We start from the raw sequence: 19,158 nt of genomic DNA on the forward strand, positions 1-19,158 counted from the left end.
AAGGACAACGGATGAGTGATCAGGCCCAATCAACCCTGACGCGGGCAGACGACGCTCAGACAGTGCCCGAATTGGTCAACTGGGTGAAGCAAGGTGGCTTTTCACTTAACTTGCCGCCGGAGCGATTGGCGTTTTTATTGGCCATTACGGTAATGAGCCAAGAACGTTTCGAAGATGAACTAAGCGAAGGTGAATTGATTGATGCCTTCCGCATCGTGAGCGAACAGTTTGCCGCGTCGGGTGATAGCTCTGCGGGGAACCTTGCCTTTCGCGCCAACAACGCCATCAATGAAATGGTACAAGCCCGTTTGCTGAGCCGGTTTACGAGTGAAATGACCGAGGGCGATAGCATTTATCGCTTAACGCCGTTGGCGATGGGCATTGCAGATTATTATGCGCGCCACCGCGAGTATTCAGCATTGAAGTTGTCGGTGCAATTATCGATGGTGGCTGATGAAATTGAAAAAGCCCGCAGTGCAGCGATGCAAGACGGCGATGCGAAGTTTTGGCGCCACAACGTATATGGCGTGTTGAAATACTCGGTAGCCGAAATTTTTGATCGCATCGACCTCAATCAGCGCGTGATGGACGAGCAGCAACAGCAAGTGAAAGATGATATTGCTGCGCTGCTGACGCAAGATTGGCAGGCTGCGATCGCTAACTGTGAATATTTGCTCAATGAAACCTCGAGCACGCTGCGCGAGTTGCAAGACACCTTGCAAGCCGCGGGAGATAACTTACAAAGCCAATTGCTCGAGATTCAAGAAGTGGTGCGCTCGCGTGATGACCTCGATTTCGTGGATGCGATGGTTTACAGCCTGCAAATGAAACTCGACCGGATCATCAACTGGGGGCAGCAAGCGATTGACTTGTGGATCGGCTACGACCGTCATGTGCACAAGTTTATTCGTACCGCCATCGACATGGATAAAAACCGCGCATTCAGCCAGCGCTTACGTCAATCGGTGAGTGACTTTTTCGATGCGCCTTGGTTTTTGACCTATGCCGATGCAGAGCGACTTCGTGACACCCGTGATGAAGCCTTAGTGCTACGTGACGATGAAGTAACGGGAGAAATGCCTGCAGAGGTTGAATTTGAAGAGCTGACGGTGGTGGATGATGCGTTATCACGTCAAGTCTCTGAGATGCTGCAGCGTCACCGTCAAACCGGTCAAGCCATCAACTTAGGCGACGTCCTGAAATCTTATCTGGCCGAGCACCCGCAAGCCCGCCACTTTGATCTCGCGCGTTTGGTGATTAACCAAGCGGTTCGGATGGGCTATTCCCAGTCCGACTTTAACGCGATCCAGCCTGACTGGCAGGCCATTAATGACTTTGGAGCCAAGGTACAAGCGAATGTCATCGATAAATACTGAAATGCCAATGCCTGAAGGGTTAGCAAAAGCGATCGCTAATCCACTGTTTCCGGCGTTGGATAGTGCTTTGCGTGCTGGCCGCCATATTGCCAGTGAAGATTTGGATAACCATGCGTTGTTGGTTGAGTTTGAGCAAGAACTGAATCTTTTTTACCAGCGCTACAACGCAGAATTAGTGCGTGCCCCAGAAGGGTTCTTTTACCTGCGTCCTCGCTCAACCAGCCTGATACGCCGCAGTGTTCTGTCTGAGCTAGATATGCTGGTGGGCAAAGTCTTGTGTTTTCTTTATCTCAGCCCAGAGCGACTGGCGCAAGAAGGGATTTTCACCACCCAAGAGCTCTTCGACGAACTGATGGCGCTTGCCGATGAGAAAAAGCTGATGAAGCTGGTCACACATCGCGCCAGCGGCTCTGACTTAGATCGTGACAAACTGTTCGACAAAGTCAAAACCTCACTGCGCCGTCTGCGCCGATTAGGCATGATCATTCCAATTGGTGAAGGGCACAAGTTCCGTGTCAGCGAAGCTACGTTCCGTTTTGGCGCCGATGTGCGCACTGGAGAAGACATGCAGGATGCACAATTGCGCCTTATCCGCGATGGTGAAGCGGTAGTGCATACCCAAGAGCATATCCAATCCAGCTTTTTGGACGACGATCTGCATGAAGAGGATTCGTCTACCCAATCCGAACCAACTGAGGAACAGACAGCATGAGCCAACGCGGTAAATATCAATCACTCACCATGGTGAACTGGAACGGCTTTTTTGCTCGAACCTTTGATATCGATACCTTGGTGACCACGCTTTCTGGTGGTAACGGTGCCGGTAAATCAACCACGATGGCGGCGTTTATCACGTCTTTGATTCCCGACCAAACCTTGCTTCACTTCCGAAATACCACGGAAGCGGGCAGCTCGAGTGCCTCACGAGACAAAGGGCTACACGGTAAGTTGCAGCCGGGGTCGTGTTATGCCGCGCTGGATGTGGTGAATTCCCGTCAGCAACGAGTGTTATTTGCGGTACGTTTGCAGCAAGTCGCAGGGCGAGACAAAAAAGTCGATATTAAACCTTTCGTCATTCAAGGGTTGCCCTCACACGTGACCCCGACTGAAGTATTGGTAGAAACACTGGCTAATGGGCAGGCTCGTGTTCGTCAATTAAATGAAGTGAAAGAGGCAGCCGGAGGCTATGAGACCGCGCATTTCAAGGCGTTTAACTCGGTCACCGACTATCACGCCCAGATGTTTGAGTTTGGCGTACTGCCGAAAAAGCTGCGCACTCAGCAAGATCGCGGTAAATACTATCGTTTGATTGAAGCGTCCTTGTACGGCGGGATCTCAAGTGCCATCACCAAATCGTTACGCGATTATTTGTTGCCGCAAAACGGTGGCGTGAAAAAAGCGTTCCAAGATATGGAAGTCGCTTTAAAAGAGAACCGGATGACGCTGGAAGCGATTAAACTGACCCAGCGTGATCGGGATTTGTTCAAGCACTTGATCACCGAAGCAACGCACTATGTCGCCTCAGACTACATGCGCCATGCCAACGAACGACGCAGCAAATTAGAACAAGCCTTGTCGTTGCGTGCCGAGTTGGGCAGTGCACAAGCGGAATTGCAGCAAAAGCAAGCGCAAGCACACGCGATGCAAGAAGAGCTGGATGAGTTGGAAGCGGGCCAAGATCACTTGGAACAAGACCACCAAGCGGCATCGGATCATTTGCAGTTAGTGCAATCTGCGTTACGTCAGCAAGAAAAAATCCAACGCTATGAAGAAGACTTACTTGAATTGAGTGAGCGCCTTGAAGAACAAATCATGGTGGTGGAAGAGGCGGCTGAGCAATTAGCTGAGGCCGAACTACGAGCGGCGCAAAGCGAAGAAGAAGTTGATAGCCTAAAAAGCCAATTGGCCGATTATCAACAGGCATTGAACACGCAACAGACGCGTTCTTTGCAATACCAGCAAGCGGTGAATGCGCTGGAAAAAGCCCGTGTGCTGACCGGCGATGAAGAGCTACTGGCTGATGATGCCAGTGCTCGGTTGCAGACACTTAAAGCCGAAGAAGCGCAGCAAACCGATACCGTGCTGTCCCTGAAGCACAAACGTGACCTTGCTTCTGCGACGGCGAGCCAATTTGATCATGCGTTTACGTTATTACGTCGCATTGAGCCGGATGCGCTGCGCGAGAAAGCCGGAACGCAAGCGAAGTATTGGGTGGAACAAGGCCGCGAGCGTCGTTATTTAGCCGATAGCCTGAATCAACTACAGTATGAGCAGCGCGAGCTGTTGCAACGTCAGCAGCACCGTGATCAAGCACAATCACTGGTGAGTCAATATCAGGATGTAACCCACGAAACACTGACCAACGCGGATGCGGTCGAGCAGGCGGTAGCATTGCAGCAAGCGACGCGTGATGAGTTGCAGCTAGCCCGCGAGCAACAGGCCGAGCAGGTTCGCGAGCATCAACGCCAAGATGATGCACTGGCAAACGAAATTCGTGTGTTAGAGGGACAAGCACCTGCATGGATAGCCGCCAACGACGCACTGACCAAGCTCATTGAGCAGAGTGGTCAAGCATTGCACGATCGCCAAGCGGTGATGGCGGCGATGCATGAGACGCATGAGCAAGTGCGTGAACGTACCCAAGCGCGCGATCAATTAGCGGCGCAAAAAACCAAGGTCGAGCGAGCGATCGAGCAGCTTGCCCAGCCAGGTGGCAGTGATGATGCTCAGTTGCAAGCGCTGGCGGATACCTTAGGGGGTACCTTGCTCTCTGAGATTTATGACGACATCACCCTGGATGATGCGCCTTATTTCAGTGCGCTGTATGGTCCGGCTCGTCACGCGATAGTGGTCCCTGACTTAAAAGGCGTGAAAGCAAAACTGGCTGATTTAGAGGATTGCCCAGACGATCTGTATGTCATCGAAGGTGATGCTGACGCGTTTGACGACAGCGTGTTTGATGCTGAGGAACTCTCTGGCGCGGTGTGTGTACACCTCAATGATCGTCAAATGCGTTATTCGCGCTTCCCTGAAACGCCTTTGTTTGGTCGCGCAGCGCGTGAGTACCGTCTTGAAGCGTTACGCGAGCAACGCGAAGCCTTGGTCGAAGACTACGCCAAAGCATCTTTTGATGTGCAAAAACAACAGCGTTTGTCTCAGGCATTTAGCCATTTTATTGCCGAGCATTTAACGGTTGCTTTTGAGGCGGATCCCGAATTAGCCATCAAGCAACGCCGTGATAAGCGCTCGGCTATTCAGCGTCAATTGGCAGACGCCAAAGCGCAACAGCAACAAACGGACGAGGCAATCAAACGGACTCAGCACGCGCTGCAGATCCTCGACAAACTCCGTTATTGCGCTGGCGCGCTGGCTGAGAGCGATCTGGACAGTCAAATCGATGCGATGCAACAGCGGGTTGAAGCGGCAAAGCAGGCTAGTGCCTTTATCAAGCAGCACGGTGACACCCTCACCGAGTTGGAAGCGCGACTCTCGACGTTGGATGCTGATCCTGAGCAGTTTGATAAGCTTGAGCAGGCATACCAAGATGCAGACGCGCAGCTGCAACAGATTAAGCAGCAAGTGTTTGCGATCGCCGATTTAGCCGAGCGTCGTCCGCACTTTGCCTATCAAGATGCGGCAGATATGCTCACGCAAAGCAGTGAGTTGAATGAGCAACTGAAAAGCAAGCTGAAAACCGCGGAGCAAGTGCGGCAGCGTGAGCGCGAGGCACTAAAAAATATTCAGCAACAGACGAATCAATACCATCAGGTATTGGCGTCACTGAAAAGCTCGCACCAGGCGAAACAAGAAACCGTCGCCGAATTTAAACGTGAGTTAGCTGAGTTGGGCGTTCAGGCCGACGATGATGCGATGGAACGTGCTCGTGTCCGCCGGGACACCTTACATGAACAGGTGCACCAAGCGCGTCAGCGCCATAGTCAGCTTTCACGCGGTATTACTTCGCTGGATATGGAAGTGAAATCGCTGACTAAAGGCCTGCGTAAATCATTGAAGCAATATCAAGACTTGCGCACATTTGTGGTGAATGCGAAAGCAGGCTGGTGCACGGTGATGCGTATTGCGCGTGATAACGGCGTGGAAAAACAGCTGCATCGCCGCGAAATGGCCTATATGTCGGCTGATGAATTGCGTTCGTTGTCGGATAAATCACTGGGCGCGTTGCGTTTGGCAGTCGCCGACAATGAAACCTTACGTGACGCACTGCGTGCATCGGAAGACATTGGTCGTCCTGAACGCAAGGTACTCTTTTATGTCGCGGTTTATCAGCACTTACGCGAGCGTATTCGCCACGACATTATTCGCACCGATGATCCTGTCGAAGCAATTGAAGAGATGGAAGTTGAACTCGCGCGCTTGACCGAAGAGCTGACGCAACGGGAAAAACGTTTGGCGATAAGCTCAGAGTCGGTGGCGAACATCATTCGTAAAACCATTCAGCGAGAGCAAAACCGTATCCGCATGCTTAACCAAGGCCTACAGAATATTGGCTTTGGTCAGGTAAAAGGGGTGCGTTTGAATGTGTCGATTCGCGAGACGCATGCACAACTCTTAGCGGGCTTGGCTGAGAATGCTGAGCAACATCAAGACTTGTTTGGCAATCACAACCTCACCTTCTCGGAAGCGATGGCGAAGCTGTTCCAGCGCCTCAACCCGCATATTGAGTTGGGCCAACGTTCGCCACAGGTGTTGGGAGAAGAGCTCCTTGATTATCGCAATTACCTAGAATTAGGCATTGAGGTTAACCGTGGTACGGATGGCTGGTTGCAGGCCGAGTCGGGCGCGTTATCGACCGGTGAAGCAATCGGTACGGGTCAAGCTATCTTGCTGATGGTGGTGCAAAGCTGGGAAGAAGAATCACGCCGTTTGCGCGGTAAAGATGTGATCCCATGTCGTCTGCTGTTCTTGGACGAGGCAGCGCGCCTAGATGCTAAATCCATTTCGACGTTGTTTGAGCTATGTCACCGCCTTGATATGCAGCTTTTGATTGCGGCACCGGAAAACATCAGTCCTGAGCAAGGCACGACGTACAAGCTAGTGCGTAAGATCTTCAACGATCGGGAGCATGTGCATGTGGTTGGATTGCGCGGTTTCGGTGAAGAAAAGCGCCGAGAGTTAGCGCAAGAACCCGTCCTCGGCTAGAGGCAAGACTGAAAAACAACAGGGCCAGCGAATGCTGGCCTTTTTTTGTGGCGTTAAGATTAGGTTTTAAAGTGGCTGATGGTATTTTCTAAGGTGGTCGCCTGCTCACTTAACTGCGTCACTGTTTCCTCAGTACTGCGGGTGCGCTCTGAGACGCGATCGGCCGATTGCGCCATGGTATTAACGTTTTGACTGATTTCATCGGTCACTTGAGTCTGTTGATTAGCGGCGGTGGCGATCTGCATATTCATCTCGTTGATACGCTCAATCATCTCTGTGATTTGGCTGAGTTTATTATTGTTTTCTGTACAGTTCTCAACGCTTTCAAGCACAGCACTGTTCGCCTGTTCGATGCCCGACGCCGCTTTGCGTGTTTCGAGTTGAAGTGCTTCGACTTTTTTACGGATTTCTTCCGTCGAGTCTTGCGTGCGTGTTGCCAGTGAGCGCACTTCATCCGCAACCACCGCAAATCCGCGTCCTTGCTCGCCGGCACGCGCGGCTTCAATCGCCGCATTCAGTGCCAGCAAGTTGGTTTGCTCTGCAATCTCTTGGATGACATCAAGCACCGAGCCAATGGACTCACTTTCTTGCGACAGCTGCTCCATAGACTGCGTGGCATTAGACATATCGTTTTGAAGTTGCTGCATCCTCGCGACGAGATTATCGCCAATTTGGCTTCCCTCTTGAGCAGATAGGGTGATGTTATCTGAGGCTTCAGAGGCATTACTCGCATGCTCAGAGACTTCGCTAATCGAGGCCGCCATTTGTGTAGCAGCTGTCGCGACTTGGCTTGAGTTGCGTGCCTGCTCATCAATTTGACCACGCATATCGACAATATCGGTGCTGATATCTTTTGAGGATTGCAGTAGTAATGAAGACGCACTGTGGGTCTGCTGGATGACGTCTCTGAAGCTAGCAAACATACCATTGAGGCTATTGCTCAGCTGTGAAAGCTCGTTTTTACCTTTGAGCTCAAGTTGAATGGTTAAATCCTTATTGGCTGCAATGTGTTGAATTTTATCAGCAAGGGCAAGAATGGGGGCGCCGATACTGCGGCCGAGGTAGAACGCGGCAATCGATGCAACCACGGCCAAGCCCAGTGCGGTTAGTAATGTCGAGTAGAGGATATCATCGCTAATCTGCGCGATAGCACTCAAGGCTTCGGACGTATCTTGCTGGCTCACGACAGCCCAAGTGATGCCATACACCTCTAGCGGTGAATAGATGGCGATAACCTCATTGCCGCGATAGCCCATCTGGGTCATGAGCCCTTGCTGACCCGTTAATGCTTTTGATGCGGCTTCACTGTCGATGGGTTGCTTACCAGCCGCACTATTCTGGTAGTCAATTTTGTGGATCGTTGCTTCATTTATGCCCATCGCCTGCAGCCGGCTAAGATAGGCGTCTTTGTCATCGGTTAGCAGACGTGGCTCAGAACGCAGACGCTTGTCAGGACCCACGAGAAATAGCTCGCCTGTTTTGCCCATGCCTGATTCAGCCCATTTATCATTGTTGCTAATAATTTGGCTGATGCGCTCAATCGGCATCTGGAAAATTAAGGCGCCGATTTGTTTATCATTTTTATACACAGGGCTGGCGATAAATGAGGCAGGGCTGTCGTAAGACGGGTAGTAGGAGGCAAAGTCGACAAATCCCAGCTCGCCTTTTGGCGCTTGGCGCACTTTTTTATACGCTTGTGCGWTGCCACTCGATGCGTAGGGACCATTGAGTAAATTAGTGGCGTAAWCAAGCTCTTTATACACGCTGTAAACAATATTGCCTTGATTATCAATCAGAAATATATCGTAATAACCAAAGGTTTTTAAATAGTGCTGAAAGTTAGGATGAAATACGGCATGAATTTCGCTGTAGACTGACCCATCATTTGCGTTTGCTAATGTATCTTTACTCCCCAGTGGGTGCGTGTTTTCACTAATATAACTTTGCTGAAGGCGCTTTGCGGTTTCAGTCAATTGATTGTATTTTTCTAATGCGTTGGTTCTCTCGTCATTAATGTTTTGATATTGATTAGAAAACTGTTCTGTATAATATCGCTTTAGCGCGGTTTCTTTCTGAGGCGATGTGGAGATTTCATCATTAATACTTTGAAATGCATAAGAAAACTGTGCCAATGCATCTTCCGTCATCGTTGAATTAGCCAGAGTTTTTATTTGATTACCAATCAGTTGGAAATAGTTACTTATCTCCGATTTTTTGGCTTCTTTGATCGCGGTGAGTTGGTCACTCACTTTCGCAGTGAGTGATTGAGAAGACAGTGAAATGGTTCTTGTCGCAAGAATGGTAGCAACAATAATGACACAACTTAATGAGGCAACCACAATGGCGAGAGTTATTTTTTTACTGACTTTCATTTTTGACACTCCACGTACTGCTTTAAGCAAAAGATAGATACCAGAGTGTCAATGTGCACAGAAATAGATGCCCGATACGTGTATTTTTAATGTCGTGTATAATTAGATCGACATATTCTAAAATAGACAGACAAAAAGTGACGTACGCTGTCACTTTTTGTCCAAAGAGCGTGATTAGTGGGTCGCTTCCGTCGTGAAGTGATCAATGGTGTTTGCTAAGCGTTGAGAACGTTGCCCTAAATTCRCCACGGTATCTGCCGTATCTTGGTTTTTTTGTGACACCGATTCGGCAGACTGAGCGATGTCGGTAATGCTCTCGCTAATTTCCTGTGTTACCTGAGTTTGTTGTTGCGTTGCGGTGGCAATATGTGACGTCATCTCATTAATTTCAGTCACCATATTAGCGATATCAATTAGCGCAGCATTGTTTTGCTGACAGTAATTCACACATTGTTCGACGGTTTGATTTGTCGCATCCATGTCGTTCACCGCAGATTGCGTTTCTTGACGCAACGCAGCAATTTTTTCACGAATACTTTCTGTGGATTCTTGGGTGCGATTGGCGAGCGTACGTACTTCTTCAGCCACGACACTGAAACCACGTCCCTGTTCGCCAGCGCGTGCCGCTTCAATAGCTGCATTAAGTGCGAGCAAATTAGTTTGTTCTGCGACTGCTTGGATCACATCTAACACGGTACCGATTTCTTCACTCTGTTGCGATAGTCGTCCCATGGTTGCGGTGGCGGCGCTCATGCTGGTAGACAGGGTGCGGATTTGGCTAACTAAGTCATCACCAATTTGGGTACCGTGATGCACGGCTTGCGTTATATCATCGGAAGCCGCTGAGGCTTTATCGGCATACTGAGCCACATCAGTCACGGAACTGGCCATCTCCGTTGCCGCGGAGGCCACTTGGTGCGTGTGTCTGACCTGTCCGTTCACACTGTCACGCATCGATACCATGTCGTGATCAATATCATCGGAGGCTTTACCCAATAGGTTTGAAGCTTGGCTGGCTTCTTGAATCACCTGTTGGAAACTGGCAAACATGGCGTTGAGTGATTGCCCGAGTCGCGCAGTTTCGTCGTTGCCTTTGTCAGGTAGCCGTTGAGTAAGATCTTTGTTTTCGGCAATGGTTTTGATGCGTGTGGTAATCGCCATCAGTGGCTTGGCAATACTCCCGCCGAGCACATAGCCGACAATGATAGTCATCACAATCAATAAAGATGATGTGACCACCGTGGCTGTCAATATCGTGGTCTCCATGGTACTGACTTGCGCCAACGCCTCATCTTGATTGATTTGATTGACCAACGCCCAGCGCGTGCCAAACACTTCTATCGGGGCGTAGGCGGTGTATACGCTATCGCCGGTATAACTGGTTTCTTGGAGAGTGCCTGATTGACCGTTCAGTGCTCGTGTCACGCTTTGGCTTTCAATGGGTTGTTGACCGGCGGCTGTCTCGGTGAATGCAATCCGTCTAAGCAGCTCGGGCTTTACGCCATTTTGGGTAAGTTGCTGAAGGTATTGATCCTTGTTTGCTTGTAAGTAACGAGATTCAGTGCGCAGCACATTATCTGGGCCGACTAAGAACATTTCTCCGGTTTGACCAAAGCCTGCGGATTGCCAATGGCCTTGTGCGCTAATGACACCACTGAGACGTTGAATGGGTAGCTTAAAGATCAGCACACCGACGGTTTCGTCCTTTGCAATAACCGGGGTGGCGATAAAAGAGGCGGGCTCGTCATAGCTAGGAAAATAAGGGCGATAATCGATGAAGCTAATCTGGCCTGCATTCGCATCGATGGCAGCTAAAAATGCATCACCCATTCCACTTGTCGCATAGGGACCGGCAAAAAGACTGGTTCCGAAATCAATTTCTTTGGCGACCGAGTACACAATGCGTCCGTTTGCATCAACGAGTAAAATATCTTGATACCCAAAGGTCTCGGCATAACGTTGATAATTGGGATGATAGTGTTGATGAACTTGGTCGTAGGTTGAACCGTCTTGGGTCGCGATCAGTTTATCTTTCTCACCGAGAGGATGCGGACTACCGCTGATATAGGCTTGCTGCAACGTGCGAGTTGCCGGCGCCAGTGCTGCAAGATTTGAGCGAGCATTGGCATTGGTATCATTGTGTGCTTTGTAGACCTGACCAAAGGTTTCGGTGTAGTAGTCTTGTAAGGCACGGCGAGAAGCGCGGTCGGTACGCACTTCACGATCATACAGCTGGTATGCTTGGCTAAATGCGTCTATGGCTTCTTCGGTCATTGTAGAATCGGCCAGTGCGGTGAGTTGTTGGCCGATAAAATCAAAATAGCTAGCTAACTCTGAGTGTTTGGCCTCTCGCACGGCTTTGAGCTGATTGGTGGCTTGCGTGCGCATTTCATTGCCGAAAAGCAGGGTAGTGCGGTGTGCCAATACCGCGGCGGTGGCGAGAATGCAGAGTATACAAACAGCGATAATGGCTGCAGATACCTTGGTACGAACTTTCATACTACTGGACTCCTGAGACGTCGTTATCCCGGCGTAAAAAGACACCTTGCTGCGACAAGGTGGGAGAGGCTTATTCGATGAAGAAAATCACTTAACGGGTGAGATCACATTCCAGCATGGCGACACTGTGCAGTTTTCCAAACTTTTCACCCACATCACTGAGCTGACCGACTTGTTGAAAGCCATAGCGGCGATGTAGCGCCAACGACGCAGGGTTAGGCAAAGTGATCAAAGAGTAGGCGCGGCGCAGGCCTTGTTGACGCATGCCATTGAGTAGCGTTTGCATCAGTTGAGAACCAATGCCTTGCCCACCTGCATCGTGAGCGACATAAATCGTGATTTCTGAGGAAATAAGATAGGCTTGTTTGGGATTAAAGGTGGTGTTGTATGCAAAACCGACAAGTTTGTTGTTTTGCTCCGCGACCCATGCCTGATAGCGAGATGACGCATCAAACTGAGCAAACCAACGTTCACGCTCGACCGTTTGCCAAGGCACCAGATCAAAGGTAATCGCGGTTTGCGAAATGTAATAGTTATAAATGGTGTTGATCGCGTCACAATCACGCAACTCCATGCGTCGAATAAGCATTTTCGCTTCCTTTTTGCGTTTTTTGCGCGAAATAAGATACCGACCTTCTTTCCGTTTGCCAAGTGTTGATGATAATTTGCTCATCGTTTGGGGGAGGAGTGAACACAGCCAACCACCAAGGTGACTGGGTCGGGGAATAGACGAGAAAAGATTGTAGATTTATCTGGTTCGGATTAGCATGAAACTCTCACTTCTCGACATTAAGGACGTGTTTTGTCTGAGTTAACTGCAACTTCTATTTCGCCCGTCGGTCCGTATTTTTCGCCTTTGGTTCAGGGCTATTGGCGCCTTGATGACTGGCAAATGACGCCACAACAACGCCTTAGCTTTCTTAAAGCGCATATCGACCTTGGTATTACTACGGTGGATCACGCGGACATTTACGGTGATTATCGCTGTGAGTCCTTATTTGGTCAGGCTCTCAAGCTCGATCCGAGTGTCCGTCAGAAAATTCAAGTGGTCTCGAAGTGTGACATTAAATTGGTCAGTGAAGCGGCGCCAACCCGCAAAATTAACCACTATGACACCAGCTATCGTCATATTATTCAGTCTGTTGATAACTCATTGTCGCGTTTAGGCGTTGAGCGTCTAGATGTACTCTTGCTGCATCGTCCGGATGCGTTGATGGACGCAGATGAAGTGGCAGAAGCTTTCACCACACTGCGTCATCACGGCAAAGTGAAGCACTTAGGGGTGTCGAACTTTTCCCCATCGCAGTTTGACTTGCTGCAATCGCGACTCGATGAGTCGTTAGTGACCAACCAAGTCGAAATCAACCCACTGCGCTTTGATGTGATTCATGATGGTACGCTTGATCAGTTGCAACGTTTGCGGATTAAGCCGATGGCGTGGTCGTGCCTTGCCGGCGGTGAGCTATTTAATGGTGAAAGTGCGCAGGCGACGCGGGTAAGAGAAACCTTACAAGTGATTGCGGATGAGTTGGGTGCAACCATCGACCAAGTGATTTACGCGTGGGTGATGCGTTTGCCGTCAGCACCGCTCCCCATTATTGGCTCAGGGAATATTGAACGCGTGAAATCAGCGATCAATGCGCGCTCATTAACCTTAAGTCGTGAACAATGGTACCGTATTTGGGTCGCCTCAAAAGGGCATAATGTGCCTTAGGCGCAGCGGCGAATAGCCAAATAGAGTAGCAAATAGGGCGGCCATGGTGCCGTCTTTTTTATCACCGTAATAGGTGAAATCAGCGATAGTGTGGGGAAGTATGAATGGCGACGAGAGCGATGATCCTTTGCTTTCATGACGCCATAACTGGCAGGTTGCCCGGTGGAGACGTCCTGTTACCTGCCGGGTCGCGACTATTTTTTAGCTTGAAGTTGCGCGTTGTGTGATGTGAGCGCAGACACCTCAAGAAGTGGGGCGGCGTCAATATCGTCAGCATTCATCATCGATGACACACGCTGGACTGACGAGAGCAATAATGACTGTTCCCACTCTTCCAAGTTTTGGAAGCGAGAAATAAAGCTTTCTTGCAAAGGTTTCGGCGCTTGCTCGAGTGCCGCTTCACCTTGCTCGGTTAAATGCGCGTGGACTTTACGCTTATCCAGCTCACTGCGCACCCGCACAATCAATCCGCGCTTTTCTAAGCGATCAAGGATCGTGGTTGCAGTGGCTTGGCTCATGTTGGTGTGCGTGGACAGTTTTCGAATGGTCACTTGACCTAATTCTTTGATAGCACGCATTAAAACCAGCTGTGGACCCGTAATGCCAGAGACTTTGTTGAGTTTGCGTGAGTGCAGGTCAATCGCTCGGATGATTTGCCGCAGCGCGACCAGGACTTCTTCGTGTTTTTCCATTCATTAACCTCCACCAGTAAAACAGCGAGCGAAACTTACAATACAAGCAGATGTAGTGCAAAGATATTTAGAGAAAAAACGATGATTTACGGTTTTTTTCTCTGCGAAATAACTCGCCGTCTTTCAGTATATTATAATCGTTAGAGTTCAAATTAAATCTAATTTATTGTTATTTTTAGCTCTTTCAGTGACACAGTGCAAAAAGCACTACTTTGTCACAAACTTTCCTGCCAAACAGGTCCGATCAGCGTTGCAACTCGTTGTATTCAACACTAAGCATAATGGGTCGATCACATAAAGAGAAATAACGCAAATTGATTGTTGCATTCAGTTACACATTGCTTAAAATCGCTTGCCAATAAAAGAGAATGGTTCTCATAACCATTTGAATCTCACTAGCGAAGGATAAAGGTATTATGGAACTGACCCCTTTTAAGCGTAATCTTATCGCGCTTTCCCTTTTTGCGGCACCTTTAGGTGCACAGGCAGCGACCCAGCAGGATGTTGTTGAGCATTACGCTGACGTTGCTCATGCGGTATTTGCTGATTCACACACAACAGCTATCGCGTTAGAGCAGGCCATCGATGCGTTTGTTGCTAAACCTTCTGAACAAACTCTTCAAGCAGCAAAAAAAGCATGGCTCGATGCGCGTGTACCTTACCAACAATCGGAAGTTTTCCGTTTTGGTAACGCTATTGTCGACGATTGGGAAGGGCAACTCAATGCTTGGCCACTCGATGAAGGCCTGATTGATTATGTTGCTGATGGATATCAAGCGGAATTAGGTAATGCGGGCGCAACGGCCAATATTATTGCTAACCAGTCCATTCAAATTGGTGCCACTAAGCTCGACGTTGCTGAGATCACACCTGACTTGCTGGCAAGTTTGAATGAAGTGGGTGGGTCAGAAGCCAATGTGGCGTCTGGATATCACGCGATTGAGTTTTTGCTGTGGGGACAAGATTTACATGGCACCCAAGCAGGCGCCGGTGAGCGTCCTTACACCGACTTTGCCTACGGTGAAGCGTGTACGCACGGAAACTGCGACCGTCGTCGTGACTATCTGAAAGCGGCGGCCGATCTGTTGGTCGATGATTTAGCGTGGATGCGCGACCAATGGGCGGAAGGAAACAAAGACAACTATCGTGCGACCTTACTGGCGGACTCGAGTGAAAATGGCTTGCGTAAAATGCTGTTTGGTATGGGATCACTGTCTTTGGGTGAGCTTGCCGGTGAGCGCATGAAAGTGGCACTGGAAGCGAACTCAACTGAAGATGAGCATGATTGCTTCTCAGACAACACACACAACTCGCACTTTTACAACGAGCAAGGGATTTACAATGTTCTGACGGGCTCCTATCAGCGTGTGGATGGTAGTGAACTGTCTGGCCCTTCGATTTTGGATCTGGTTGCGGAAAAAGACCCACAAGCGGCAAAAGAGATCAAAGCGAGCTTTGACAAAGCCCACCAACAAGTCAAAACCTTGGTTGTGTCGGCTGAGCAAAACAACGTGCATTTTGACCAGTTGATTGCCGCGGGCAACACCGAGGGTAATGCGTTGGTTAATCAATCAATTTTTGCGCTGGTTGATCAAACCAAGCACATTGAACGTGCCGCCAAACTGATTGGTATTGATAACCTCAACCCAGATACCGCGGATCACCAATTCTAATTTAGCCGCGAAAGACAAGCCCCGTTCAGCGGGGCTTTTTGCTTTGTCAGGATACACTATGAAGCCCTATGTCATTGCTTATCTCAGTGCAGCGTGTATAAGCGCGTTGTACCTTCCTTCCAGCCTTGCATTTGAACGCACCTCGGGTGGCAGTACCACTGTTATCAAAGAAGGGCAGAATGCCTTTTCACAGCCAGCCGCTAACCTACCGATGAGTGAGCGCATCGATTTTAGCGTCGGCAATAGTTTTTTTCGTAACCCTTGGGTAAGTTCGCCAGCATCTACGGATGCGCGAGATGGACTGGGACCTTTATTCAATACCAATGGTTGCCAAAACTGTCACATTAAAGATGGTCGTGGTCATCCGCCCCAGGCGGGGGATATTAACGCGGTTTCGATGTTAGTGCGGCTAAGCGTACCGGCGTTGAGTGACGCGGAAAAACAAAAGCTGATCCAGTACGGCAATATTCCCGAGCCAAATTACGGTGGCCAGTTACAAGACTTCGCGCTGCCGGGCGCCAAACCAGAAGGAAAAGTGACACTCTCCTACCAGCCAGTAACGGTCACATTCGAAGACGGAGAATCGGTGACACTGCGCAAGCCTAACATTGCGATCACCGATTTAAACTACGGGCCTATGGCTGAGAATGTGCAGATGTCTGCACGCATTGCGCCGCCCATGATTGGACTGGGACTGCTTGAGTCGATTGCCGCAGAGGATATCTACGCGCTGGCCGACCCCAGTGATGATAATGGCGATGGGATTTCAGGACGGGCAAACCAAGTCTGGGACGTCGAACAAGGGCGTACCGCACTGGGTCGCTTTGGCTGGAAAGCCGGTTTGCCAACTGTTAAGCAACAAAATGCAGCGGCCTTTAACGGTGATGTCGGCCTCACGACCTCCATGTTCCCGCATCACAATTGCATGTCTTCGCAATCCGTTTGTGAGGATATGCCAAATGGAGGAACGCCGGAGGTAAGTGACAATATTCTCTCGTTTGTTACCTTTTATGCCCGCCATCTTGCCGTGCCAGCGCGCCGTAATATGGAAGATCCTAGTGTAAAACAAGGACAGGCGCTGTTCGTTGAAGCGGGCTGCCATGCATGTCATGTCCCGACTTTTACCACCCAAAAGCGGCCTGACTTACCGGCATTGAGCGAGCAGACCATTCATCCGTATACGGATTTGCTTTTGCATGACATGGGAGAGGGGCTTGCCGACCACCGCGGCGAGTTTATTGCCAATGGCCGAGAGTGGCGTACTGCCCCGCTTTGGGGAATTGGCTACACCAAAGAAGTTAGCCCAGAAGCAACATACCTTCACGATGGACGCGCGCGTACCCTGATGGAAGCGATTTTATGGCATGATGGTGAAGCCGCGACAGCCAAACAGGCAGTACTAGGCATGTCTAAAACAGAGCGTGATGCATTGGTTGCTTTCTTACGCTCATTATAACGGTATTAACTAACACGATTATTGGAGTCATATCGCATGCGTTTTCGACTCAATGCTGTGGCGGTGCTCTCTGTGAGCGCCACGCTATGGCTAACGGGGTGTTTATCCCAAACCGAGACAGGGCCTAATCATGGCTTGTGGCAGCTGCAAAAACAACGCAGTGAGCATTTTAAACAAACGGCAGCGCAACTTGCCTCAACCACAGCGGCGGTATGTGATGATCGCGCAACTTTGGCAGAGGCTCGTGCGGCATGGCAAACCACTATGGCGGCGTGGATGCCGCTACAAGGGGTAGAAAAGGGATCGGAGCAAGCGCTCGCACAAAGTTGGCGCATTCAATTCTATCCGGATAAGAAAAACACCACCGGACGCAAAATTAATGCGTTGCTTGCTGCGGATAAAACATGGCAAGCGAATGATTTGGCCGAGCAAAGCGTCGCGGTCCAAGGTGTTGGTGCAATGGAATGGCTGCTTTATGACGCCCAAGCGGATATGCGTGATGCCAAACAATGTCAGCTCGCGAAAGCGGTGAGTGGCCGATTATCGCAAACTGCCAGTGCCTTGAATGAGGCTTGGCAGCAAAATCCGTGGCAGGGCATGCCCCCATCGATGGCGATGGCGGAAAAACTTGGTGCATTGAACCACCAGTTAGATTACGTAATGAAGAAGCTTTCAAACCCATTGGGTAAGCCGGGTTTTCCCAACCCGTACCAAGGCGAAGCATGGCGTTCTCGCCATTCGTTAGCGCTATTAGGCGAGAGTATTCAAGCGATGCAGGCGATGTATCATGCTGATGGTGGCATTGAGCAGGCACTGCGCGAGCGTGGTTTTGAAAAGGTTGCAGATCGTGTTAGCGAGCATTGGCAGCTTGCCTATGACAGTGTGCCGACGGACGGTGTGCCGCTGTTTGAGCGGCTTAATAGCGTTGACGGGTATCGCGATATGCTTACGGTGTACAATAACTTGGAATACCTCAAGTTAGTGCTAAATGGGCAGGTCGCGCAAGATTTGGGTATCGTTGTAGGGTTTAATGCCACCGATGGAGACTAGTCTTAAACGTCGCCGTTTGCTTAAAGCGGCCTTAATGGGCGCGGCGCTTCCTTCCGTCGTTAGCTTAGTGACAGGCTGTAGCGAAAAAGAATCGCAAAAGGCCTGCACCTTGCTGGGCTGTGCCTTGAGCACGGATGGCGCTTACGCGGTGGTGGGCGCTGATGATTCCGGCCAGCCGCTGTTTCGTCTGCCGTTACCAGATCGTGGTCATGGTGTCGCAGCCCAGCGTCGTCACGTAGGCAGTTTGGCCGTGGCGTTTGCGCGTCGTCCCGGTGATTTCATGCAGGTTTTTGATTATCAACGTGGAGTGACCTTGTCACAAGTTGATGCCGAGCCGGATCGTTATTTCTATGGCCACGGTGCTATCTCTGACGATGGCCAATGGTTGTATACCACAGAAGGAAAACGCCAAACCAGTGAAGGCGTGATTGGTGTGTATCGCTTGTCATCCGACGGTCAAGTGAGCAAGGTGCGTGAGATCAGTGGTTTTGGTATCGGCCCTCATGAAGTAGCCCTGTACGATGCGCAAACGCTGGTGGTAGGGGTTGGCGGTATGCACACGGATGGCCGCACCGTATTGAACATCAACGAGATGCAGCCTGCGTTAGTCTACCTCGACATTGCCAGTGGTGACGTTGTTGAGCGTGCCGAGTTGGCCAATAAAAAGCTCAGCATTCGGCATCTTATGGTGTCTCATGATGGTTATGTGGCCACCGGCCAACAGTATCACGGTGACGATAATGCTCCGTTGGTAGCGATCCATCGCCGGGGCGAGCCCATGCGACAGCTCACTGCAGAACCAGAGCAGTGGGCGCGATTTAACAATTACGTTGCCAGTATTGCGACCTTAAATGGTTGGATTGTGGCGACCTCTCCGCGAGGAAATTGTTATGGCATCTGGTCACTCGACAGTGGCGAGATGATCGGTCTTCACCCGTTGGTCGATGCGTCCGGAGCGAGTCGCGATGGCGATGTGATCAACCTCAGCTCTGGAGGAGGCAAAATGGTCACGCTGAATACCGCACACACGCCGGATTATCATATGACACCGGTGCGTTGGGATAACCACTGGATAACACTGGTGTAATCTTTCTCGGGTAAAATCAAATATCGGCAGCATCGTTTTGCTGCCGTTTTTTGTGCCATATTCCTGCCGCAAAGCGATC

At 50.1% G+C, this 19,158-nt stretch carries 12 protein-coding genes; 8 read left to right on the forward strand and 4 right to left on the reverse strand.

Translation table 11 applies throughout. The annotated features are described in order from the left end of the window. The first annotated feature begins 11 nt into the window (after nt 1-11). The 3 genes from mukF to mukB are packed head-to-tail and all read left to right on the forward strand — an operon-like array spanning nt 12 to nt 6,536. On the forward strand, nt 12-1,376 hold the full coding sequence (gene mukF / locus BZJ17_RS00465) for a chromosome partition protein MukF (RefSeq protein WP_077455880.1): 1,365 nt from the start codon (nt 12-14) through the stop codon (nt 1,374-1,376). Continuing rightward, nucleotides 1,357-2,088 carry a chromosome partition protein MukE gene (gene mukE / locus BZJ17_RS00470; protein ID WP_077639430.1) on the forward strand — a complete coding sequence of 244 codons (732 nt, stop codon included), beginning with the start codon at nt 1,357-1,359 and terminating at the stop codon, nt 2,086-2,088. Before mukF ends, mukE begins: the two co-directional genes overlap by 20 nt. Beyond that, a complete protein-coding gene (gene mukB, locus BZJ17_RS00475; protein WP_077639431.1) occupies nt 2,085-6,536 on the forward strand; it encodes a chromosome partition protein MukB in 4,452 nt (1,483 codons plus the stop codon). Before mukE ends, mukB begins: the two co-directional genes overlap by 4 nt. Before the next feature lie 59 nt (nt 6,537-6,595). On the opposite strand, the gene BZJ17_RS00480 is transcribed toward mukB, so the two are convergent. The 3 genes from BZJ17_RS00480 to BZJ17_RS00490 form a co-directional block, all read right to left on the reverse strand. Further along, nucleotides 6,596-8,908, reverse strand: a complete 2,313-nt coding sequence (locus BZJ17_RS00480; RefSeq protein WP_077639432.1) for a methyl-accepting chemotaxis protein — start codon at nt 8,906-8,908, stop codon at nt 6,596-6,598. A 174-nt stretch (nt 8,909-9,082) separates the two neighbouring features. Then, nucleotides 9,083-11,407: a methyl-accepting chemotaxis protein gene (locus BZJ17_RS00485; RefSeq protein ID WP_077639433.1), complete on the reverse strand. Its 2,325-nt coding sequence runs from the start codon at nt 11,405-11,407 to the stop codon at nt 9,083-9,085. A gap of 91 nt (nt 11,408-11,498) precedes the next feature. Continuing rightward, nucleotides 11,499-11,996, reverse strand: coding sequence for a GNAT family N-acetyltransferase (locus BZJ17_RS00490; protein ID WP_077639434.1), 498 nt, complete (start codon nt 11,994-11,996; stop codon nt 11,499-11,501). Between the two features lie 213 nt (nt 11,997-12,209). Here BZJ17_RS00490 and BZJ17_RS00495 point away from each other — a divergent pair, with 213 nt between their 5' ends. Then, entirely contained in the window at nt 12,210-13,121 is a 912-nt protein-coding gene (locus BZJ17_RS00495) for an aldo/keto reductase family oxidoreductase (protein ID WP_077639435.1), read from the forward strand. A 194-nt stretch (nt 13,122-13,315) separates the two neighbouring features. On the opposite strand, the gene BZJ17_RS00500 is transcribed toward BZJ17_RS00495, so the two are convergent. Next, complete coding sequence (locus tag BZJ17_RS00500) at nt 13,316-13,813, reverse strand: MarR family transcriptional regulator (RefSeq protein ID WP_069587048.1); 498 nt, start codon at nt 13,811-13,813, stop codon at nt 13,316-13,318. A 416-nt stretch (nt 13,814-14,229) separates the two neighbouring features. Here BZJ17_RS00500 and BZJ17_RS00505 point away from each other — a divergent pair, with 416 nt between their 5' ends. From BZJ17_RS00505 to BZJ17_RS00520, 4 genes are read left to right on the forward strand one after another with little or no spacing between them, the layout of a single operon-like run. Continuing rightward, on the forward strand, nt 14,230-15,486 hold the full coding sequence (locus BZJ17_RS00505) for an imelysin family protein (RefSeq protein ID WP_077639436.1): 1,257 nt from the start codon (nt 14,230-14,232) through the stop codon (nt 15,484-15,486). A gap of 58 nt (nt 15,487-15,544) precedes the next feature. Further along, nucleotides 15,545-16,942, forward strand: coding sequence for a di-heme oxidoredictase family protein (locus BZJ17_RS00510; RefSeq protein ID WP_077639437.1), 1,398 nt, complete (start codon nt 15,545-15,547; stop codon nt 16,940-16,942). 36 nt (nt 16,943-16,978) lie between these two features. Further along, on the forward strand, nt 16,979-17,992 hold the full coding sequence (locus BZJ17_RS00515; protein WP_077639438.1) for an imelysin family protein: 1,014 nt from the start codon (nt 16,979-16,981) through the stop codon (nt 17,990-17,992). Then, complete coding sequence (locus tag BZJ17_RS00520; RefSeq protein ID WP_077639439.1) at nt 17,982-19,079, forward strand: DUF1513 domain-containing protein; 1,098 nt, start codon at nt 17,982-17,984, stop codon at nt 19,077-19,079. The genes BZJ17_RS00515 and BZJ17_RS00520 overlap by 11 nt, the downstream gene beginning before the upstream one ends. Nucleotides 19,080-19,158 lie beyond the last annotated feature (79 nt).

This window comes from Salinivibrio sp. IB574 (assembly GCF_001996205.1).
Lineage (GTDB): Bacteria > Pseudomonadota > Gammaproteobacteria > Enterobacterales > Vibrionaceae > Salinivibrio > Salinivibrio proteolyticus.

Coding starts and splice junctions, on each gene's coding strand:
- mukF (WP_077455880.1), top strand. CDS start 12: ATGAGTGATCAGGCCCAATCAACCCTGACGCGGGCAGACGACGCTCAG.
- mukE (WP_077639430.1), top strand. CDS start 1,357: ATGTCATCGATAAATACTGAAATGCCAATGCCTGAAGGGTTAGCAAAA.
- mukB (WP_077639431.1), top strand. CDS start 2,085: ATGAGCCAACGCGGTAAATATCAATCACTCACCATGGTGAACTGGAAC.
- BZJ17_RS00490 (WP_077639434.1), bottom strand. CDS start 11,996: ATGCTTATTCGACGCATGGAGTTGCGTGATTGTGACGCGATCAACACC.
- BZJ17_RS00500 (WP_069587048.1), bottom strand. CDS start 13,813: ATGGAAAAACACGAAGAAGTCCTGGTCGCGCTGCGGCAAATCATCCGA.
- BZJ17_RS00505 (WP_077639436.1), top strand. CDS start 14,230: ATGGAACTGACCCCTTTTAAGCGTAATCTTATCGCGCTTTCCCTTTTT.
- BZJ17_RS00510 (WP_077639437.1), top strand. CDS start 15,545: ATGAAGCCCTATGTCATTGCTTATCTCAGTGCAGCGTGTATAAGCGCG.
- BZJ17_RS00515 (WP_077639438.1), top strand. CDS start 16,979: ATGCGTTTTCGACTCAATGCTGTGGCGGTGCTCTCTGTGAGCGCCACG.
- BZJ17_RS00520 (WP_077639439.1), top strand. CDS start 17,982: ATGGAGACTAGTCTTAAACGTCGCCGTTTGCTTAAAGCGGCCTTAATG.